The 21,684-nt window shown below is 37.8% G+C and carries 19 protein-coding genes, 1 tRNA gene and 1 pseudogene; 14 read left to right on the forward strand and 7 right to left on the reverse strand.

The window, feature by feature from the left end:
* Positions 1-3: 3 nt before the first annotated feature.
* From mreC to rodA, 4 genes are read left to right on the forward strand one after another with little or no spacing between them, the layout of a single operon-like run.
* The gene (gene mreC, locus N824_RS22205; RefSeq protein ID WP_048907326.1) at positions 4-843 is read left to right on the forward strand and encodes a rod shape-determining protein MreC; all 840 of its coding nucleotides are present in this window, start codon (positions 4-6) and stop codon (positions 841-843) included.
* On the forward strand, positions 833-1,348 hold the full coding sequence (locus N824_RS22210) for a hypothetical protein (protein ID WP_048907327.1): 516 nt from the start codon (positions 833-835) through the stop codon (positions 1,346-1,348). The genes mreC and N824_RS22210 overlap by 11 nt, the downstream gene beginning before the upstream one ends.
* Positions 1,348-3,291, forward strand: coding sequence for a penicillin-binding protein 2 (gene mrdA, locus N824_RS22215; protein ID WP_048907328.1), 1,944 nt, complete (start codon positions 1,348-1,350; stop codon positions 3,289-3,291). The genes N824_RS22210 and mrdA overlap by 1 nt, the downstream gene beginning before the upstream one ends.
* Entirely contained in the window at positions 3,284-4,552 is a 1,269-nt protein-coding gene (rodA, locus tag N824_RS22220; RefSeq protein WP_048907329.1) for a rod shape-determining protein RodA, read from the forward strand. The genes mrdA and rodA overlap by 8 nt, the downstream gene beginning before the upstream one ends.
* Here rodA and N824_RS22225 read toward each other — a convergent pair.
* A complete protein-coding gene (locus N824_RS22225; protein ID WP_048907330.1) occupies positions 4,549-5,595 on the reverse strand; it encodes a hypothetical protein in 1,047 nt (348 codons plus the stop codon). The genes rodA and N824_RS22225 overlap by 4 nt on opposite strands.
* Before the next feature lie 98 nt (positions 5,596-5,693).
* Here N824_RS22225 and N824_RS22230 point away from each other — a divergent pair, with 98 nt between their 5' ends.
* A complete protein-coding gene (locus N824_RS22230; RefSeq protein WP_048907331.1) occupies positions 5,694-6,284 on the forward strand; it encodes a thymidine kinase in 591 nt (196 codons plus the stop codon).
* Positions 6,285-6,513: 229 nt separating this feature from the next.
* On the opposite strand, the gene N824_RS22235 is transcribed toward N824_RS22230, so the two are convergent.
* From N824_RS22235 to N824_RS22255, 5 genes and pseudogenes are all read right to left on the reverse strand, one after another.
* Positions 6,514-7,044 carry a ferritin gene (locus N824_RS22235; protein ID WP_048907332.1) on the reverse strand — a complete coding sequence of 177 codons (531 nt, stop codon included), beginning with the start codon at positions 7,042-7,044 and terminating at the stop codon, positions 6,514-6,516.
* 101 nt (positions 7,045-7,145) lie between these two features.
* A complete protein-coding gene (locus N824_RS22240; RefSeq protein ID WP_048907333.1) occupies positions 7,146-7,511 on the reverse strand; it encodes a hypothetical protein in 366 nt (121 codons plus the stop codon).
* Between the two features lie 393 nt (positions 7,512-7,904).
* Positions 7,905-9,320: pseudogene (locus tag N824_RS22245) on the reverse strand (SusD/RagB family nutrient-binding outer membrane lipoprotein).
* Positions 9,321-9,331: 11 nt separating this feature from the next.
* The gene (locus N824_RS22250) at positions 9,332-12,580 is read right to left on the reverse strand and encodes a SusC/RagA family TonB-linked outer membrane protein (RefSeq protein WP_048907335.1); all 3,249 of its coding nucleotides are present in this window, start codon (positions 12,578-12,580) and stop codon (positions 9,332-9,334) included.
* Positions 12,581-12,716: 136 nt separating this feature from the next.
* Positions 12,717-15,053 carry a glycoside hydrolase N-terminal domain-containing protein gene (locus N824_RS22255; protein WP_048907336.1) on the reverse strand — a complete coding sequence of 779 codons (2,337 nt, stop codon included), beginning with the start codon at positions 15,051-15,053 and terminating at the stop codon, positions 12,717-12,719.
* 330 nt (positions 15,054-15,383) lie between these two features.
* On the opposite strand from N824_RS22255, the gene N824_RS22260 reads away from it, so the two are divergent.
* From N824_RS22260 to N824_RS22275, 4 genes are all read left to right on the forward strand, one after another.
* A complete protein-coding gene (locus N824_RS22260; protein ID WP_048907337.1) occupies positions 15,384-16,286 on the forward strand; it encodes an AraC family transcriptional regulator in 903 nt (300 codons plus the stop codon).
* Positions 16,287-16,410: 124 nt separating this feature from the next.
* A tRNA-Phe gene (locus tag N824_RS22265) sits at positions 16,411-16,483 on the forward strand.
* A 310-nt stretch (positions 16,484-16,793) separates the two neighbouring features.
* The gene (locus N824_RS22270) at positions 16,794-17,375 is read left to right on the forward strand and encodes a Crp/Fnr family transcriptional regulator (protein ID WP_048907338.1); all 582 of its coding nucleotides are present in this window, start codon (positions 16,794-16,796) and stop codon (positions 17,373-17,375) included.
* Positions 17,376-17,447: 72 nt separating this feature from the next.
* The gene (locus tag N824_RS22275; protein ID WP_235207241.1) at positions 17,448-17,879 is read left to right on the forward strand and encodes a DoxX family protein; all 432 of its coding nucleotides are present in this window, start codon (positions 17,448-17,450) and stop codon (positions 17,877-17,879) included.
* Positions 17,880-17,931: 52 nt separating this feature from the next.
* Here N824_RS22275 and N824_RS22280 read toward each other — a convergent pair whose 3' ends face one another.
* Entirely contained in the window at positions 17,932-18,297 is a 366-nt protein-coding gene (locus N824_RS22280; RefSeq protein WP_048907340.1) for a helix-turn-helix domain-containing protein, read from the reverse strand.
* 88 nt (positions 18,298-18,385) lie between these two features.
* Here N824_RS22280 and N824_RS35915 point away from each other — a divergent pair, with 88 nt between their 5' ends.
* From N824_RS35915 to N824_RS22300, 5 genes are all read left to right on the forward strand, one after another.
* Positions 18,386-18,634, forward strand: a complete 249-nt coding sequence (locus N824_RS35915; protein WP_200869924.1) for an SDR family NAD(P)-dependent oxidoreductase — start codon at positions 18,386-18,388, stop codon at positions 18,632-18,634.
* On the forward strand, positions 18,609-19,127 hold the full coding sequence (locus N824_RS22285; RefSeq protein ID WP_200869925.1) for an SDR family NAD(P)-dependent oxidoreductase: 519 nt from the start codon (positions 18,609-18,611) through the stop codon (positions 19,125-19,127). Before N824_RS35915 ends, N824_RS22285 begins: the two co-directional genes overlap by 26 nt.
* 210 nt (positions 19,128-19,337) lie before the next feature.
* Positions 19,338-19,583 (forward strand): hypothetical protein, encoded by a 246-nt coding sequence (locus tag N824_RS22290; protein ID WP_048907341.1) that lies wholly within the window; start codon positions 19,338-19,340, stop codon positions 19,581-19,583.
* Between the two features lie 41 nt (positions 19,584-19,624).
* Complete coding sequence (locus tag N824_RS22295) at positions 19,625-20,317, forward strand: uracil-DNA glycosylase family protein (RefSeq protein WP_048907342.1); 693 nt, start codon at positions 19,625-19,627, stop codon at positions 20,315-20,317.
* A gap of 69 nt (positions 20,318-20,386) precedes the next feature.
* Positions 20,387-21,682, forward strand: a complete 1,296-nt coding sequence (locus N824_RS22300; protein ID WP_048907343.1) for a 4Fe-4S dicluster domain-containing protein — start codon at positions 20,387-20,389, stop codon at positions 21,680-21,682.
* The last annotated feature ends 2 nt before the right edge of the window (positions 21,683-21,684 follow it).

The following is a 21,684-nucleotide window of genomic DNA, read 5'->3' on the forward strand; positions in this document are numbered from 1 at the left end:
AATATGCGTAACCTTTGGATTTTTATAAGCAGATATAACGCATTTTTCTTCTTCATCATTTTCTTTACTGTAGGAGTTGTTCTTACCGTAAGAAACAACTCCTACCAACGAAGTGTAACCATTAACTCGACAAATAAAGTTGTTGGTGATGTGTACAACAACCTTAATGTATTAAAAAAATACATTAACCTGGGTTCTGTAAATGATAGCCTGGCAGGAGAGAATGCGAAACTGAAGACGGAGATACTTGCCCTTAAAAATATAGACACGGCTAAGGATGTTATAGTAAAAGACACGGCCGGAGTACCTCAATACACTTATCTTTCGGCCAGGGTTATTAAAAACTCCATTACCAACCGGAATAACTTTATCACTATTAACCGTGGCAAAGCCGATGGTATGGAAACTAATATGCCTGTCATTTCGCCAGGAAGAGGCGTTGTGGGCTTTGTACAGGATGTTTCTGAGCACTTAGCAACTGTACGTTCACTACTACATAAGGACACGCACATTAGCGTAAGCCTAAAGAGAAACAATGCGGTAGGCTCGTTAGTATGGGGCGACAGAAATTCCGATTACAGAAAGGCTTATATTAAGGATATTCCTAACCACTTTAAAGTAAGTTTAAAGGATACGGTAGTTACATCGGGGTTCTCATTTTTTCCTTCGGGCATTCCTGTGGGTACAGTTAGTAATACTGGCATCTCCACCGGAGATAACTTCATGACCATTGAAATCAATCTGTTCAATGATTTCAGTACCTTACAATACGTTTACGTCATTAAAAATAAACTAGCAAAGGAACAAACAGAATTAGAAGCGAAATTACCCAATGAGCAGTAGATTAGTATTAACAAACGTAGTCAGGTGGTTTATACTACTTTTATTTCAAATCCTTTTACTAAGGAATTTGAGTTTCTACAATATGGCAACTCCTTTTGTTTACATCTTGTTTTTGCTATTGCTTCCATTTGGAATTCCAAACCTGTTACTTTACTTAATCGCCTTTGTTACCGGTTTAACTCTTGATGCATTTTATGATACATTGGGTGTTCATACCGCAGCTTGTGTAGCTTTAGTTTTTGTAAGAATACTATTTATTTCTGTAACGGTAAGCAGGGATGGCTTTGATGAACCGGAACCTACTCTGGGAAATATGGGCATCAAATGGTTTCTGCTATATGCTTTTTTATGCACTTTTGCACATCACATTGTGCTGTTCTTTTTAGAAACATTTAGATTAACTGAATTTTCATACACGCTACTAAAGTGTCTCTTAAGCGGAATTTTCACACTGTTTCTTGTTACCTTAATCGAGTTTATATTTTATAACAGAAAGGTACGCTGATGGATAATCTGTTTAACCGAAAATATATTGTACAGGGATTATTCATTGTTGTTTCATTGATATTATTAGGTACACTTTTTTATATACAGGTATTTAGCGACAAATATTTCCTTTCTGCAGAGAGTAATGTGTTGCGGAAGCTCTACACTTTTCCGGCCCGTGGGGTTATTTTAGACAGAAACGAAAAGATTCTTGTACAGAATGAGCCGGTATACGATTTAATGGTTATACCTAACGACGTAAAAGAATTTGATACGCTTGCACTTTGTGGCATTATTGGTATTGATACCATAAAATTTAAAAAGAATTTTAAGAAAGCTTTAAACCAGTCTAGATACCAACCGAGCATATTTGAAAAACAACTTTCCGTAAGTATTTATCAATCCCTGTCAGAAAAACTATACCGTTTCCCTGGCTTTTTTGTACAAAGCAGAACGATAAGGCAGTATCCTGATAGCATAGCCGGTCACTTTTTAGGGTATATAAAAGAGGTAAGTCCTACCGATATTGAAAGATCTGAAGGCTATTACAGACCTGGGGATTACATAGGAAAAACGGGTGTCGAGAAAGCTTATGAAACTGCGCTAAGAGGTGAAAGGGGTGTAGTAAATATGCTTTATGATGCGCATAACGTACCAAAGGGTAGCTATGCGGAGGGGAAATTCGATACTTCGGCGGTTTCAGGAGAGCAATTGATATCTTCACTGGATGTAAGAATCCAGAAACTAGGTGAAGAATTACTGAAAAATAAGGTAGGGAGCATAGTAGCAATAGAACCTGCTACTGGCGAAATCCTAGCTTTTGTAAGTAGTCCGGGTTATGATCCGAATTTAATGGTTGGCCGCCAACAGGGCAATAATTATATGGATTTACTTAAAAATCCAAACCGTGTCCTTAACATTCGTCCTATACAGGGTTATTATTCGCCAGGATCTTCTTTTAAGCCATTAGATGCGCTGATTGGGCTACAGGAAGGGGTTATTGATGAGAACACCACATTTAACTGTCCAGGCTATTTCCGTGTTGGAAACCACACCACTAAATGTGAGCACGTTGACGGAAATATCGCGTTGCGAAGGGGGCTTGCCAGATCATGTAATACTTATGCATGTTATGTATTCCAGAAACTATTAATGCAGAGAAAGTTTAAGAATCAGAGAATAGCATATGATTACTGGCAAAAGAAAGTAAAGTTGTGGGGCCTTGGCGATACCCTTGGTATAGATTTACCGGGAGAACGTAAGGGAAGGCTATACGACGCTTCTTATTATTCAAAAAAATATAGCAAGTCTTGGGGCTATTCAACTGTAATTTCGTTAGCCATTGGGCAAGGTGAGATGGATGCGACCCCTTTACAGATGGCCAATATCATGGCGGCCATCGCAAACAAAGGATATTATATAAAACCTCACCTGGTTAAATCTATCGGAAAAGATCATGTGATTAGAAAGGAATATCTAAAGAGGAACTATGTTGGTGTTGATGCAGCACACTTCGGGCCTGTAATTGATGGGATGCAGGAAGCAGTTAATTCGCCTTGGGGTACTGCTTTGGCTTCGAGAATAGATGGAATTATAATGTGTGGAAAAACAGGGACTGTACAAAATCCACGTGGCAAAAACCACTCGGTATTTATTGGCTTTGCCCCTAGAGATAATCCAAAAATTGCCATCGCAGTTATTGTAGAAAATGCTGGCTACGGGGGTACCTATGCAGCGCCAATTGCAAGTTATATCACAGAGAAGTATCTTAAAGATAGTATACCTCCAAACAGAAGAGGTGGAGTAGAATGGATGAAAAAACAAGTTATTCTTCCTGCGCTACCAAAACCAAAAGTGAAAACCAAAGCAGCCCTTATTGATTCTGCTAAAAAAGCGGATTCTCTTAAAAAAAGTATTAATGCAATTGAGCCTAAAAAAGTGATAGATAAAAAAAATGACTAATCAGCAAAGCAACAGATTCTTCTTTAATGTAGATTGGATTACTATTCTAATCTATATTGCTTTGTGTGCGGTTGGTTACGTAAACATCTATGCTTCGGTACATAACACTGCTGATTCTTCTGTGTTTAATTTTAGCAGCAATTACGGAAAACAATTGATCTACGTTATTGCGGGTCTGGTGCTGGGTTTTTCAATTTTGCTATTGGATGCCAAATTCTTTAGCGTCTTCTCGCCTATTGTTTACGGCGTTACCGTACTACTACTCATTATTGTTTTGGTGGTAGGTAGAAATGTCGGTGGTAACCAGGCCTGGATATCACTAGGTGGTGGGTTTCGATTGCAACCCTCTGAGTTTGCGAAGTTTGGTACGGCTCTATTGCTCGCACGGTATATTAGCAGCTTCAGTCCTAAATTCAGAGATTTAAAATCTATAGCCTTTGCAGGACTGATTATGGGCATTCCTCTTGTGCTTATTATGCTTCAGCCTGATGCTGGATCTGCTCTTGTGTTTTTGGCTTTCATGTTTCCGATGTACAGAGAAGGCTTGTCTGGTTACTTTTTGCTGATCTTTTTAGGAATGATTGTGTTATTTGTAGCCGACTTCCTTGTTCCATTAAAGGTGTTAATTCCCACTATTCTGATTATTGGGGGTTTCTTTGTTTATCAAAACAAGCGAAAACAGAAGGTTATGTTTTCGGCGATTCTTGTAACAATAATTGCAATTGCTTATTTATTTGTGGTAAAACTAGCCTACGAGAAGGTTTTGAAACCGCATCAACGTACAAGGATAGAGCTGATATTAGGATTAAAGATAGATCCAAAGGGTGTTGGTTATAATGTAATACAATCTAAAATAGCTATCGGTTCGGGCCAGCTTACAGGTCGTGGTTTTTTACAGGGAACCCAAACTAAATATGGTTATGTTCCAGCTCAGAGTACTGACTTTATTTTCTCTACAATCGGAGAAGAATGGGGGTTTGTAGGTTGCTTTGTAGTGATCGGATTGTTCTTATTCCTCTTACTTCGCTTAATTAACCTTGCCGAGCGACAGCGATCTACATTCTCCAGAGTATATGGTTATTGTGTTGCCAGTATCCTGTTCTTCCACGTATTCATAAATATTGGTATGGCCATAGGCATCGTGCCTGTAATTGGTATACCCCTACCCTTTATCAGTTACGGTGGATCATCGCTTTGGAGTTTTACGATATTGTTGTTTATATTCCTTAAGCTCGACTCAAACAGAATGGGCTTTATCTAAGCCTGTGAAAAACGCTGATTTAGCAATTCGTAAAATTTATCTACAGTAGTCTGTTTTGAGGCCCAGTTGTTCTTCTCTGCATAGTTATTTTTCAGGAACGTATCAGCAGTTTTTAGATCTGGCATTTTATTGATCAGGTCTATAGCTTCGGAATAAGCCAGATTATAACCGTTAAACAAATCCTTAATGTATAATAGTTTTTCATTAAGGGTTATCCCTTTTTTAAGATCTGTTATTGTTGGCTTGTGGCTCTCCAAATTCAAATTAACAGAACTATTATTGTTCTTACCCGCCAGAATATCGTTTAAGGTAGGCCTTACATTACCCACAGGCTCTTGTTGTATTTGTTCGGGTGTAGTTTCATTTACAAAAACTTTAGTAGGCTCAGGGGCTTTAAAAGCAACAGGTTCAGGAGCAGGTATTTGAGCAGGTTCTGGCGCTTCTGATTCTTCCTGTACTTGAACAAATGGTTCTTCTTTAAAAACAATGGGTTCCTGAATTGGTTCTGGCTCCTCGTCGATTGTTGCTTCTTCAATTCCATTAGTTACAAGAGAAGGTTCCTGAGTTACTCTCTCGATCGGCTGCTCATCAGTTGTTTCCAACTGTGACTTGCTCTCCATTAATCTTTGCTTTTCAGCAATAATACGCTCTTCTTCTTTACTTAAAGGTCTGTCGAAAATACTATTAACAGACTTTTCTTCAAAGTCAAATTTATCAATTGATGAATTATCATTTAAAATAAATTCAAAAGACTGAACGGTGTTCTTAACTTCCTGAACATCCTCTGGTTCTTGAGAAATTAAAGGTCCTTCTTTTTCTACAACTGCATCTAAAGTATGTTCAGGTATTTCCTTTACAGGTTTATTGTTATTTAACTTCTTTACAATTTGAACATGATCCGACAAAAAATTCGCATTTGCCATAAACAGTTCCAGTTCTAACTCATTCAATTGCTCCGGATTATGAGCTAAAAACTCGTATTGATCTTGGAGTTCGTTTAGTATTTGTCCTATTTTTTTGAAAATATCACCTTGGTTCATCATAACTTAATAACGGAAGAATTGACTTTTTATGTTGGTAACTTGCCATTCAAAAGTACTACAAAATTCTGATATTAGCAGGCTATAAGTACTACAATACGATGTTATTCAGCGAACAAAATTACAGAAGAGGAGAGTTTTGCGGTAGCATAGAGGTAATTTGCGGCTCTATGTTTTCGGGCAAAACAGAAGAATTATTAAGGAGATTAAGAAGGGCCCAAATTGCTCAGCTGAATGTTGAAATCTTTAAACCTAAAACAGATACCAGATATGATGAAAATGCAGTGGTATCTCACGATTTAAATTCAATTCAATCAACACCGGTTGAAACATCATCTTCAATACTACTTCTAGATGCCAATACTCAAGTTGTTGGTATTGATGAGGCACAGTTTTTCGATGAAGACCTGCCTGATGTATGCAACAAACTTGCTCAAAAGGGAATAAGGGTTATTGTGGCAGGGTTAGATATGGATTTTCTTGGTAAACCTTTCGGTCCAATACCAGCGTTAATGGCTATTGCAGAATTGGTAACAAAGGTAAATGCAGTTTGTGTTCGTTGTGGTAGTCCGGCGATGTACTCTTTCCGTAAAGTAGCCAGCGAATCGAAAATATTATTAGGCGAAAAGGACAGTTATGAGCCTCGTTGCAGACGGTGCTATCATTTGGCCGATAACGTTATCCTGAATTAAAAAAGCATGAGGGATTACAAAGCTAAGCCAGGGGACAATTTTTACATCGTTTCCCTCTAAGGTATTTCTCACAGCAGTCTTTTTTCTTTTTATCCTTTTTTTCCTGCTTAGAGTGTTTATTCTTTTTATGTTTCTTTGACATGGCCTATATTATCAATAAACAAAAAAAGGTACATACTGTTTGATCAGTATGTACCTTAAAATACCAGGGTAAACTGGCTAAATTAGATTAAGCCTCGCTTTCGTATTTAATCTGGCCAACATGTTTGTCAATCTGCCATCTTCCAGTTCCTTCTTCTCCGATTACATCAAACAATTCAAGTGCACGACGAGCTTTATATTCTTCTTCTCTTTGTTCTCTAAAGAACCAGTTTAAGAACTCAAGAGTTACATAATCCTGTTCTTTATGACAACGAGCTGCAATGTTTTTAATAGATTGGGTTACGCTAATCTCCTGATCCAAAGCTTCTTCAAAAACCTCTCGGAAAGAGTTGTATTCAATTTTGATATTTGTTATATCAGGAGAAATTGCTGTACCACCCATATCTAAAATATATTTATAGAATTTAAGCTGATGCATTCTCTCTTCTTCGGCTTGCTTGAAAAAGTAATCAGATGAAAAATCGTATCCATTGCGATTACACCAGGACGCCATCGAAAGATAAATAGCTGATGAGTGGGCTTCTTTTTTTATTTGCTGGTTAATAAGTGTCTCTACATCTGATGAGAGTAAGCACTTTGCGCGAATGATATCTTTCATAATTACTATCGTTTTAATGATATTGTAACATCAAAAATAATGCAATAAATTAAGAATAGATAATATTAGAGTAATATGGAAAGATTCTAATTCTAAGTTAATCAGGCAACTATACGATGCAAACGATCGAATATGATGTGATTAAGCTCTAACATTACAAATGTACCTTGTAATAGCTCTTTTAAAGCAATAATTTCCAGGATAGAAAGTACATAGCAATGATCGCAAGCGCAGATAAAAATGATTTCAAGATCTGGTGCTTTGGTGCTATTTAAAAGCAAATTTTCTATATCGATCTGATAAACTGCTTTTTTAAGTTTAAGTAAGTTACGATAATCGAAACGAGCAAGTTTACCGGCAAAATCTATATACCAGCAGTTCTCACTGTCTGATTGATAGATGGCTCCTTTGTTAGTATTAAATACTTCTGTAAAATTAATTGAAGGTAGTATTACTAAATCCTGCATGTTCACATTTAAACTCTTGATATTGCAAAGGTTACTATTATTTAGAATTAATCCAAATCGTTTGGTTATTTATTTTAAAAAAAATGTTCGCCCCACAATATACTTCCGTCTTTTTCAGCCTGGCAGTAGGAGAAATATAGGTCGTCATTTCGACGATCGCTTTAAAAACACTTTGTTACTGCTGATTTATTTCAGAATGACAATGCCACTGAGGAAAATGGCATTAAAAAGATGAAACCATCATAAACAGCCCTTTTAAGGTACTGTTTACGATGGTTTCTTATTCAGGTTTGGCTTGTGTCTCGGTTAATTCAAAGAACGGATGAATTGCTTACAAAAAGATTTACCTAATTGTCTAAATGTTAAGCGATTTTGACATAACCAATTAGCATATTAAGGCTTATCCCACCATAACCGTCCAGTTAAATCGTCGGCACCATTAAACTGACGCTGAACGGCTTCAGAATAATGTGCCTTATTATTAGATGACTCTTCTGTTGGATAGGCTTGCCTTCTTGGAATTGCTTTAGTTGGATTACCTACAGGTGAACTCAATTGAGGATAACCTGTCCTTCTCCACTCAGCCCATGCTTCAAAACCGTTCATGAATAAATGAACCCAGCGCTGGTAGGCAATTTGTTTAAGGCCATTTGCAGGATTATATTGAATTTCGGCATGTGCTTTCATTTTTGCCAGACCACTAACATCATCATTGTTCCATTGCCGAACGGACTGTTCAATTCCCATGTCGTAATTTGTTTTAGCTTCGACATCTGCCCCAGGAATCCAGTTCATTTTTGCAGCTTCAGCTTTTGCAAAAAGAGCCTGAGCAAAAGTAACCAGGTAAACMGGAGCATCCTGTTTACGAACAGTTAATCCCAGTAACGAGGGATCCTTTTTATCAACGCCTTCTACAAGTCCAAACTCCAGTCCTGTATAATCTCCAGCTTTATTCGCATCTCCATAAATTTTAAGCCTTGGGTCGTCAAGCGGTTTTATATAGTCTACCAATGGTTTACTTAAAGCCCACCACTTACGGTTTTGATTTGAAACCTGATCGTACCAATAGTTTTCGTTAGCCGCGTTCGCCAAATGTTTATAGACAAGATTGTCTTCATTGGATTCCATAATTCCTCCTGTCAAAGNSWTMYYKMRTTMCTCTTTTCCCTTGTTCGGATCTATCTTTGAAAGTCTGAGTGCCATTAATAAGTGAATGGTATTTCCCAGCTTTTTCCATTGCCCCATGTTTCCATTGTAAACAATATCGTTTGAGATATCACCTGCGACAATTTGTGAATTTGCTTCATCGAGTAATTTGAAGAGACTGCTATAAATTGATTGTTGTGTATCGTAAGCAGGAGTATAATTATCTTTCCCTTTTAAGGCTTCAGTAAATGGAACATCCCCCCATCTATCTGTTATATGCCAAAAGAAATAAGCCTTTAATATCTTTGCAACCGCAAGCTGATTACTTACCGGCCCCTCTGATGGCACTAAAGACGGAGAAGTTAAAACCGACTCCAAATTCTGTAGTGGGCCTGTATACAATGTATAAAAGCTGAAGTTGACGTTATTATAAAGAGAGAGATCCGGATATAATGCTTCTGATAGAAATTGCGCATAATATTCCCCCTGAGGCGACGAGCTCAAAGTAGGCAGACTAAGTTCTGAGTTTGCTATTAATTGGGTACCAGAGGCAACAGTTGGATTATTTGTATCTCTGTTTATTGATTCGTCGAATTTATTACAACCAGAAAACAAGAACAAGGTTGCCGTTACGAATAATACTGATTTATTTATCTTTTTCATGACTACCTATGTTAAAAGTTAATATTCAAATTAAGCCCATATGAACGAACGGTATTCAACCCTCCCGTTTCAAGCCAGCTAATGGATGAGCTTCCGCTTGACAATTCTGAAGGATCCAGTCCTTTTGGTGCTTTTTGCCAGATCATAACAGGATTACGGGCAATAAAGGCGAGCTTGAGTGATCCGAAGGGGAGTTTAGAGAACGATTTTTTATCGAACGTGTACCCTACACTTAGCTCTCTTAATTTAACATATGAGGCATCATATAAATACTCTTCATAAACATTGGTTCCAAGTGTGTTTCTGTAATATGCCCTTGCCTCAACATAAGGACTGGCTTCCTGTCCACTAACATCAGTGCCATTTATTACAGTGCCTGGAGCATACACGCCATTAATCTTTATCCCCCCACCTTCCGCTACAGCATCACGAATGTTATGTCCCTTGTCGTTCATAGCGGCGGTTTCTTCTGCTTGTCCTGATTTTTGAGCAAGCATTTTGGACCAGCTAAAGAATCGGCCTCCTTTTTGAAAATCAATCATTGCGCCTATACTAAACTTCCAGAGGTTAAATGTATTTAAGAATCCACCAGTATATTGGGGCAATACTGTTCCAAAATTGTGGGTAGCGGGCGTGTAAAGTGGCATATTATTGGCCCCTAGCAGAATTTTACCAGTTGCAGGATCACGTTGGTAAGCCTGTCCAATAAGGCTTCCATATGATCCGAGTTCATAAGAATTAAGAAACACTGATTTACCGGCATAGGTATTTGAACTAATTGGATAAACTTTTGAATCTGTGCCCAGTTTTTTAATTAGATTTTTACTGTGTGCGAAATTAAAAGCTGCATCCCATGAGAAGTTTTCAGATCTAACTGGTGATCCATTTAAGGTAAGTTCTACTCCTTTGTTTTCTATCTCACCTGCATTAATTATAGTAGTATTAAATCCGGTCGTACCCGAAACTTTTAACTCAATAATCTGATCCTTATTTTGCTGTTTATACAGTGTAAAGTCAACTCCGAAACGATTATTCAAAAACTTCAAATCGAGACCGGCTTCGTAAGAATGCGCAAATGATGGTTGTAAATCTGGATTTTTAATATCATCAGGAACATAAATAGTATTTATAGTTCCTAAGGGACCATCGTAGATACCACCAATTCCATACACAAATGATGTTCTATAAGGACTAACATTTGATCCGGCTATTGCATAACTAAGTCGTACTTTTCCATATGAAAGTGGCTTCCATTTCAACAATTCACCAAAAACAATACTGCCCGAAACCGATGGATAGTAATAAGAATTATTCTTTTCAGGTAAAGTGGATGTATTATCGTTTCTAATTGACGCATCCAAATAATAGATGTTTTTATACCCAAAAGATGCCATTGCATACAAACTTCTTATTTGTTGCCTAAGCAGGTAAGATGTAACGGTAGGGCGGTCCTTTGAGGCTGCAATATTATAAAAATCGGGACTAATTAACCCACCTTCGGTTTTTTCCAGTAAGTAGTTATACTTGCGAGTATAAATATTAGAACCAACATTGGCGGCTAATGAAAAGTCGTTCCACGTCTTAGTATACTGACCAAGAAATTCATAATTCATTTCTTTGTTTTGGTATTTGCCGGTAGAGAATGAACTTAAATAACGGCCTCCTACGGCAGACCGTTCTTCAATATTCTGAATATAACTGTCAGTTCTGACAAAGCCACTTAATTTCAATTCAGGCAACACCTGATAGGTTAAGCCAATATCGCCAAATATGCGATCTCTATCATCGTTATTTAAGTTCTCATTCGCTTCAAAATATGGGTTATTCCAATACAAAGGCTGGTAGCTATCTAACGAGCCATCAGAATTAGGCACATCCAAATTCCAGTGCAGAAACGTGCCGTCAGCATATTTGTAATCCTTCAAGCGCTTCATGTCTATATTCCTCTGAAACCACTGCACAAAGTTTCTTGAGCCTCCATCATATCCTTGTGCCGGTCTTTGACCTTTATTACCTGCATAATTTATATTAGCAGATGCAGTTAGCTTAGTTGTTAGATCAAGGGAAGTATTTAGTCCTAGGTTATTTCTTCTGAGCCAGGTATTTGGTTCAATTCCATTTATATTTCCGTTGGTATAACTTAGCCTGAATGTAGAATTTTCGCCACCTCCAGAAACAGATATACTGTTAACCGCATTGTTTCCTGTTTCAAAGAAATCCTTAATATTACTAGAATGAGGGACAAAGGGAGTTTCTTGTCCGTAGGTAGGGTCCTGAGGATAGAAACTAAATACCTGTCTAACTGGAGTGCCATCCATTTTTGGACCCCAGCTCTCATCATAGTCCATCTGGACATATTTCTGGCCATTATCAAGGGTATTCCAGGTCTGTTTAGAGCCTGCACCATATAGATTTTGCATCGGCATCAGATTCCCTACCTTTTCAATTGAAAATGCAGAACTAAATTGAACATCGACTTTTTTAGGTCCTTTGGCTCCCTTTTTTGTAGTGATCATTATAACTCCGTATTGCCCGCGTAATCCATAAAGTGCTGATGCAGCCGGCCCTTTTAATACGTTCACAGATTCAATATCGTCAGGATTTATATCCTGAGCAACGTTTCCGTAATCGGCACCGGTATAACTTCCATCACTACCTGATGCGCCTCCACCACCATTAGAGAAATTACTGTTGGATATTGGCGTTCCATCAATCACTATTAATGGTTGATCTGAACCTGCAAGGGAGTTAACCCCACGGATTTTAATCTTTTGGGTACCTCCCATACTAGCTCCAGATGAACCCACAACTTGCACCCCTGCAATTTTACCAGCAAGAGAACCAATTACATTTTGTTCCTTGGTAAGCGTTAGGTTATCACCTTTTACCTCCTGAGTGGAATAGCCCAGAGAGCGCTCACTTCGTTTAATACCAAGGGCGGTTACTACCACTTCTGATAACGATTCAGAATCTTGCATCAATGCGATATCAATTTCAGTACGGCCATCAATGACTACCTCCTGAATAATAAACCCAAGATATTTGACAACAAGGGTTGTCGCATTTGCCGGGACTGAAATACTATAAGAACCGTTGGGTTGGGTTGAGGTGCCAGTTGAAGCACCTTTAACGAGCACACTTGCACCCGGAATTCCTGTTCCATTACTTGCATCTGTTACCTTGCCCCTGATAACTTGTTGGGCAAAACCATAAAATGCGAGAAAAAAGACACAGGAAAAAATTAGGAAAAATTTCTTCATGTCGGTTAGTTTTTAGGTTTGTTAGAGAAAAATACTAAAAAAATGAAGAAAATAAGACTAACCAGTCGAATTCAGCTCAAAACAGGGTTAGCTTGTATGAAAAGATACCACTAATTGCCGGAAGCCATTAACTTTATTACAATCTTGACGCTATTATTTCACTGATCTTTCCATTTACCTTAACTTTTACCTTCTTTGGATTACTTGAGCTAATGCGATAGCTCATAATTTTGCCATCATTCCAACTCATATCAACTGTAAAATTCCCTCTTGCTCTTAGACCTTTAATCGATCCGTAAGCCTTCCAGGCATCAGGTACAGCAGGTAAAAGATCAATAAGGCCGTCATGGCTTTGTATTAGCATCTCTGCAATTCCTGCAGTTGCACCAAAGTTTCCATCAATTTGAAAAGGAGGACCTGCCGAAAGCATATTAGGATAAACACCCCCACCTGCACCATAGTTGATATCAGTTCTCAAGGTGGGTTTTAAAATCTCTTTAAATAGCTTGAATGCACGATTCCCATCGTGTAACCTTGCCCAGAACAATAATTTATAAGCGATGGTCCAGCTAGGCCCATCATCACCTCTTACTTCAAGTGTTTTTTTTGCAGCCTCGGTAAGATCAGGCGTTGAGAGAGGCGTAATTAAAGACGCTGGGTATAAACCATATAAATGTGATATATGACGGTGCTGTAAATCTGTTTCATTATAATCCTCTATCCATTCCTGAATCCTTCCATCTTTACTGATCACTCCAGGCGGAGGAACGGATTTCAGTTTTTCCTGCAGCTCGTTTCTAAATTCAGCATCTACATTTAAAAGCTTTGAGGCTGTGATCACATTGGTAAACAATTCTCTTACAATCTGATTATCAATGGTAGGCCCCATTGATATACTTGCTGTTTTGCCGTTTGGAAGGTAGAACGTGTTTTCTGGCGATACAGATGGCGAGGTTACTGACCAACCTGTTTTGGGATCCTTTATCAGTACACTTTTATAGAATTCAGCAGAGCCTTTTAAAACCGGATAAATGCTTTTTAAATAATTAATATCTTGACTAAAAGCATAGTGATCCCACAAATTATTACACAACCAGCCTGATCCTGCATTGGTTGCCCCCCAAGAGGCACTCTCTCCTGGTTCTGTAAAGCCCCATACGTTGGTAATAACATGTGCAATCCAGCCATCGGCATTGTAATATGCTTTTGCAGTTCTCTCTCCTGGTTTTACAAGACTCTTCACAAGTTCTGCCAATGGCAAATTCAATTCTGAAAGATTTGATACCTCAACCGGCCAATGGTTCATTTGCACATTCACATCTAAATGGTAATCGCCATTCCATGGCGTATTGATTTGGTTTGCCCATAGGCCCTGAAGGTTTGGGGGAAGCAAGCCTACTCGGGTACTGCTTATGCTTAAATATCGGCCAAACTGAAAAAATAAGGCAGGTAAAGATTTGTCATCGGCAAAGTTCTTATAAAAAAGTTCTAATCTTTTGTTGGTTGGAAGCTTTGCAGATTTACCCTCTCCTAAATCAATGGTTACTCTTTCAAATAGCTTGGTGTAATTTGCGACATGTTTGTTTTTTTGGATTTCATAAGGAGTTTTCAAAGCAGCAGACAATAATTGCTTTGTTTTCTCTTTAAAAGCAAATCCTTTAAAATCTGTCGCAGCAGAAATGTAAATGACCAATTCTGTTGCATTTTTTACAATAAGCGTATTCTTATCTGCTGTAACTTTTCCTCCCTTTAACTTAGGGACAACTCTAGCCTGATATTGCATCCCCTTGCCATCAGTCCCATTATCAAGTTGACCATACATTTGGAGTTCAGTTCCCTCAGTTCTTACTGCTGATTTTTCTGATCGGCCGATAGATATTTTGCAATTTAACTTTCCAGGTTTATCAGCAGTTACTCTAATCACATCAATGTCGCCACCAAAACTTGTAAAATACTCTCTTTTATAGTTTATGCCATTTACCCGATAACTACAGCTGGCAATCGCTTTATCCAGAGATAATTCTCTATGATATGCTTCAGGAGTTACTTCAGCAGGCTTTAGGTTTCCGTAGCTAAAATCAATCTCAAGCTCTCCCAGCACCTGGTATTTACCCCATTGCACACCTCCAGACCCTGGCCCTTTACAAACAAAATCTTTGTTTACAAGATCCTGTGCTTCATCATTTTTTCCTTGAAGTATCAACTCTCTTATCTTCGGCAAACTTTTGTAAGCCTCGTAATTATTAGCATCCTGAGGCCCCCCAGACCAAAGTGTAATGTCGTTTAATACAATTTTCTCTTTCGATATCCCGCCATCAGGAGTCATGCCTAATCTTCCGTTACCGAGAGGTAAGGTTTCTTCCCACATTTGTGCAGGTTTATCGTACCATAATTTTAATGGTTTTTGCTGTGCACTGATATTTAAAGTAGCAAAGGCTAATAAAAAAAATAGCGAAAATAGTTTTTTGATCATTCGGTTTGATATACTTGGTTGTTATGTGAAGGTAAAAATAGCTGACATTGATTTCTTTTAAAATGCACAAACTTTGAAAAAGAATGGATTAAACTATCTTATTCTCTACTGAAAAAAGTTACGGTATTAAGCAAAAATAGGTGAAGATCCCAAATAAAAAAATAGTAGATACATTCATCATCATGAACTATTCACTCACCAGCAACCTCTTCACATACTAAGAATTGGCAAATAAAATAGCATTCCAAAATTAAGTATGATTAATCCAATCAAATAACGGAATCAAACAAATAAGAGGAATAATCCTTATACTTGTTAGATACACAGCGTATGAACGAGAAAAAAATACAGGATGGATTTGAGGGAGAAAAGTACATCAGTATCCCGGCATCAGCATGGAAAAGCGCAATTAAAGGTAATCCCATAATGAATCAGCTTTATGTTACCTACATAGGCTATTTCCCTAAAGCAGCCTACCATTACAGAGAGAGGCCTGAAGGCTGTAGCGATAATATACTGATCTATTGTACCAGAGGAAAAGGATGGTTCATCATTAACAACAAACGCTTAGATGTTGGACCGAATGAGTTTATTATTGTACCCGCTACAAAAGTACCGATGAGCTATGGGGCAGATATAAATGATCCGTGGACAATCTATTGGGTACATTTTAGCGGTAAGGATATTGATTCCTTTAACAAGGGATTTAACATCAATCTTTATGATGGTGCACAACAAATTTTATTAAATGAAAAGGGCATTCAGATTTGGGAATCCATGTACCAAAATTTAGAACTTGGTTATAGTAAAGAAAATTTAACAAACACAAATCTATGCATGTATCATCTTCTGGCTACTTTTCTTTATCCCGATAAGCATAGTAACGTTAAAGTTCAGGACGAGAAAAATATGATAAAAGAAACTGTAGCATATATGAAGAGCAATTTAAGCGGGAAACTTACAGTTGAAGACCTCGCGAATAAAAACAATTTGTCCACTTCACATTTTTCAAAAATGTTTAAAAAGTCCACAGGCATGTCTCCTATGGATTATCTGATTCACCTAAAATTACAGAGGGCATGTGTACAGCTATACAATTCAGAAACTAAGGTAAAAGAGATAGCTGCGTCTCTTGGTTATGATGACCCTTTTCATTTTTCACGATTATTCAAAAAAAATATGCGCATTTCCCCAAATCAATACCGAATCAACAGAAGAAAAAAGCTTGAATAGAGAATAATGAAAAAAAATAAACACACAGATAATCAACCACTAATACACCAAAATGAAATTATTTTAAAAAAAGATTTTGTCATCCAAAAAAAGACACTACATTTGCAATCCCAAACGGGAAGTAGGTACGGTAGCTCAGTCGGTAGAGCAATGGACTGAAAATCCATGTGTCGCCGGTTCGATCCCGGCCCATACCACTACTTAGAAAAGCTCAGTTTCATAACGAAATTGAGCTTTTCTGCTTTAAAAGCATTTTTCACTCCAAATTCATATCAGTTTTGGGATCAATCCCAAAACTTGTGGAGCAGAGGTTAAAAATATAGCTTTGCATTTTTATACCATTTTATATTTATGTCATCAGCTACTGCATCGTTGCTCAGATTATTTACTTACTCAAATGTTAATGCTTAATTCCCGAAATCTAAATATAGTTATTACATTTAATGGTGAAAAGTAATTTCACACTTTCAAGGATTCTGCATTTCATACTTGCTTAGGAGATAAATTATGGGAATTCATTTGATCCTACAAAATATTACTAACTATATTCAACTCGATAAAACAGAGGCTGACTTCTTTGTTTCTTTACTTCAATTAAAAACATTAAAAAAAAGAGCCTATTTACTGAGACAGGGTGATATCTGCAGGACCGAAAATTTCATTACAAAAGGGTGTTTGCGTGTTTACAGTATAGACGAAAATGGTGCTGAACACATTGTGATGTTTGGAATAGAGAACTGGTGGATAAGCGATCTATACAGCTTTTTGACACAAGTACCTGCTGATTACTTTATTGAAGCCTTAGAAGACAGCGAAATTCTGCAAATCACAAAAGAAAATTTAGAGCGGCTATATGAAAAGGTCCCGAAATTTGAACGCTTCTTTAGGATTATTCTTCAAAATGCATTTATAGCCCAACAAAATAGAATCAGGGAATACCTTTCCAGCTCTGCTGAGGAAAGGTATTTGTATTTTATAGAAAGATACCCCCAGATCGCACAGCGGATTTCTCAGAAACAGTTGGCCGCATATTTAGGCATTACTCCTGTCTTCCTAAGCATGCTTCGCAGAAAACTGGTAAAAAAGTAATTTTATTAAACTAGTTTAATTTTTAAACCCTCGTATTTCATTTTTTTTGTAAGAAAAAGCAAAATGAAGCACATGATTTTTAAAACAGATAACGATTGGACAGGCCTAATCACACGTTTGACAATCGGATTGGTAATGTTTCCACATGGAGCACAAAAAGTTTTTGGTTGGTTTGATGGTCCGGGATTTTCAAAGGAGATGGGCTTCTTTACCGAAACCTTGCATTTACCTTGGTTAATCGCTCTTCTCGTCATTATTATTGAGTTTTTCGGTGCTGTCTCACTCATCATTGGTTTTGCCTCTCGTCTGTGGTCCATGGCTGTGGTGATGCTTTTTATCGGTATTATTTTCACAGAACATCTGCAAAATGGGTTTTTCATGAATTGGTTTGGGAGTCAGAAAGGTGAAGGGTATGAATATCATTTATTGATTATTGGTCTATCAATTGCTACATTCATAAATGGAAGCGGTAAATTTTCAATAGATAAGCAAATTACCACCTAAGTATATGGCTCGGCACCAAAATTTTTAAGTCATGAATACTGAGCAGAATTAATTAAGATGACGAGTTTGTGTCGGAACGATGTTTACCACCCCAAATACTTAGTTGTTTAAAAATAGGACCAAATTCAAGTGCCATTTCAGTCAGCTCATATTCAACTTTCGGTGGAATTTCGGCATAAACCGTACGCTTAACCAGGCCATCCTTTTCTAATGCTCGCAGTTGTAGCGCAAGCATCCGCTCTGTAATAAAGGGTAGCTCTTTCTTTAATTCACTGAATCTATGAACTTTGCTTTCCAGCTTGCTTATTATCAGAATTTTCCACCTCCCTCCGATCTTGTTAACAGCATAGGTCAAATCACATTCAATGATCCATTTTTCATTGCTGCTATAAGTCGAGTTTTCTTTTCTTGTTGCCATTACTTACATGTTTGTTAGTACCGTACAATTGGTTGCACAAGCTGTAAAAATAGATGCTGCTATCTAATTTTGCAAGGAAAGAAAAGTTATGGACCTATATTTAAAAGGAAAAACCGCGATAGTAACAGGTGCCAGTCAGGGAATTGGCAGAGCAATCGCAAAAGAATTGGCTTTGGAGGGCGTAAAAGTCTTGGCCGTGGCTAGAAACGAAGATTTACTTAATAGTCTCAAAGAAGAAGTGAATACTTCCGGAGGTATAGAACCTATCACCCTCATTCAGGATATCCTAGAAGTCGGAGCTCCGCGAAAGATTGGAGCTGAGGGAAGGACATGTTGATATTCTTATCAATAATGCCGGCCGTAGTCGTCCGGTTGATGTGGTTGGGTCTGAAAAGGTGTGGATAGAATCAATGGCCTTGGATTTTGATCGACCCAGACAATTAACGCAAGAGCTTCTACCTCATTTTATGACTCGTAAACAGGGGTCTATCCTAAACTTGGCTAGCAGTTATGAATTACGAGCGGTTAATGTATCGGCAGTTGCCAAAGCATCTATTGTCATGTGGTCTAAACAACTCTCGGTGCAAGTTGGCCGCTATGGCATTACAGTAAACTGTTTGCAACCAGGTCTCATAGATACCGAAAATATTCGCCCCTTCTTTGTTGGCGATGAGCGTAGGAAATTTGCCGACCGCGAGATTCCGATTGGCGATTTCGGCGAGCCCCAGGATATGGCCAACATGGCTGTTTTCTTAGTATCTCCTCGTGCGCGATACATAACCGGTACGGTAGCGGTTGTAGATGGTGGAATGCGGCACCACCCATTTTAAATAGCCTCAATATCATTGTAACCTACCGTGCAAATGGAGATATTCAATAAATATCCATAGTCCTAATACGCTTTAACTCTTAATTTTATTAACAATTAGCTATTGAAATATTGATCAAAGTCAGAACAGTTTATCTTTAGAAGGAATGGTTATCGAAAAATATAGTCCAACAGTTTTTGTGAATTGCTGTAAATCTCTAGTTTTGTATTTATGAACGCGTATAAGAAAGAATGGATTGATCTGCTTTTAAAGCAAAACTACCCAGGTTGGCTGATAGCCGATGATCGGAATAATATTTTTATAAATATTCCTGAAGATCAGGATCTGGAAATTGCAATGACAGAGTTCAAGAAAAAAATCCGCTCATTAACCCTAAAAATCAAGAGCAAACCCGACAAATTAGGTTTCTTCATTGGAAACAGTAAAGACAGTAGATTTTACGAGTTAAACGCTTAAGGTTTTGCAGTTTTAAATTACCGCTCCTTATCTTTACCTCCATGACAACCTTTGCCGATAGGATTATTGCATTTAATAAGCAACTGGATTTTCATGGTTCCCTGCCCGATGACATTCGGATAATGAATCCTTATAAGGAAAATCCGCTGGCACTAGCCTGCTCGTCTGCCTTTTACAAAAAATATTACAACGATAATGAACCCAGACACCTCATTTTGGGCATCAATCCCGGTCGTTTTGGTTCTGCAATGACGGGCGTGTCATTTACTGACCCTAAAAGGATGGTAGGTAAATGCGATATACCATTTCCAGGACAAATGACACACGAGCCTTCATCAGAATACGTTTACGAAATGATTGCAGCTTATGGAGATATACAAGCGTTCTACAGTAAGTTTTATATTCATTCAGTTTGTCCTTTAGGCTTCACCATTAAAAGCACCAAAAGCAAAGAGGTTAATTACAATTACTACGACAGCGCTGAACTTTCAAAAGCGGCATATGCATTTATAATTGAAAACCTGGAGAAACAAATTGCCATAGGCTTCGAAACCGATATTTGTTTTTGTTTTGGAACAGGAAAAAACGAATCATTTTTAAGAAAACTTAACAACGAAAAAAGATACTTTAAAGAGATCATTGCATTGGAACACCCCAGATACATAATGCAATACAAATCAAAAAACAAATCAGACTATATCAAAAAGTACCTTGAGGCGTTCAAAAAATTCTAAATTTATGCATGCATAGTAATTTATTTTGGCATATTTATTTTTAACTTAGCAACACTAATAGAAAATCAAATGGTGGCACAAATCATATTTATAGCAATTACACTGGCCGCAATAGCCCTGTTTAGCTATAATATCAAAAAAGTTATCCGAAATATACAATTGGGAAAGTCGGCCGATAGATCGGATCAGTCTCAAAAAAGGTTTATGACGATGCTTAAAGTAGCGCTTGGCCAAACAAAAATGTTTTTCAGACCAATCCCAGCTTTTCTGCATTTGATAGTTTACGTAGGCTTCGTTATTATCAATATCGAAGTTCTGGAAATTTTGATAGATGGAATATTCGGCTCTCACAGAATATTTTCTGGAGTAGGCTTTATTTATGATTTCCTAATAGGCTCATTTGAAATATTAGCCCTTGGTGTATGGGTCGGTTGTGCTGTCTTTTTAATAAGAAGAAACATCCTTAAACTTAAGCGGTTTAGTGGCATAGAAATGACTAAATGGCCTAGATCAGATGCCAATTACATCCTAATATCCGAGATTTTGTTAATGACAGCATTTTTACTAATGAATGCCGCTGATGCAAAACTTCAGATTCTTGGATCCCAACATTATACAAACGCCGGAGCTTTTCCTGTAAGTCAGTATCTACAAAATCTTTTGCCAAATTCAGAGGCAACCCTTGTCGCCATTGAAAGAGGTTGCTGGTGGTTTCACATCATTGGAATACTTATATTTTTAAATTACCTGCCCTATTCTAAGCACTTCCATATCCTGTTTGCATTCCCTAATACTTATTTCTCTAATTTGGAGCCGAAAGGAGAATTTACAAACATGAAGAGTGTTACAAATGAAGTAAAAGCCATGCTTGACCCATCATTTACTCCAGAAGAAGCAGAATCAGGACGCTTTGGAGCTAAAGATGTGAATGACCTTACATGGGTAAACCTAATGAATGCTTATACTTGTACTGAGTGTGGAAGGTGCACTTCAGTTTGTCCGGCAAACATTACCGGCAAGCTGCTTTCGCCCCGCAAAATAATGATGGATACCAGAGACCGAATGGAAGAGGTTGGAAAAAACATCGATAAAACGGGCAATGGTTTTGATGATGGCAAATCTTTGATTGATAGCTACATCAGCAGGGAAGAAATATGGGCCTGTACAAGCTGTAATGCCTGCACAGAGGCTTGTCCTATAAACATAGATCCTCTTGCAATTATTACAGAACTGAGAAGGTATGCGGTAATGGAAGAATCTCAATCACCGGCAAGTATTAATGCAATGCTTGGTAATATTGAAAATAATGGCGCCCCGTGGAAATATTCTCCGGCCGACAGGTTTAACTGGGCAAAAGAAAGTTAATT

The sequence above is a fragment of the Pedobacter sp. V48 genome, from assembly GCF_000523515.1.
GTDB lineage: Bacteria > Bacteroidota > Bacteroidia > Sphingobacteriales > Sphingobacteriaceae > Pedobacter.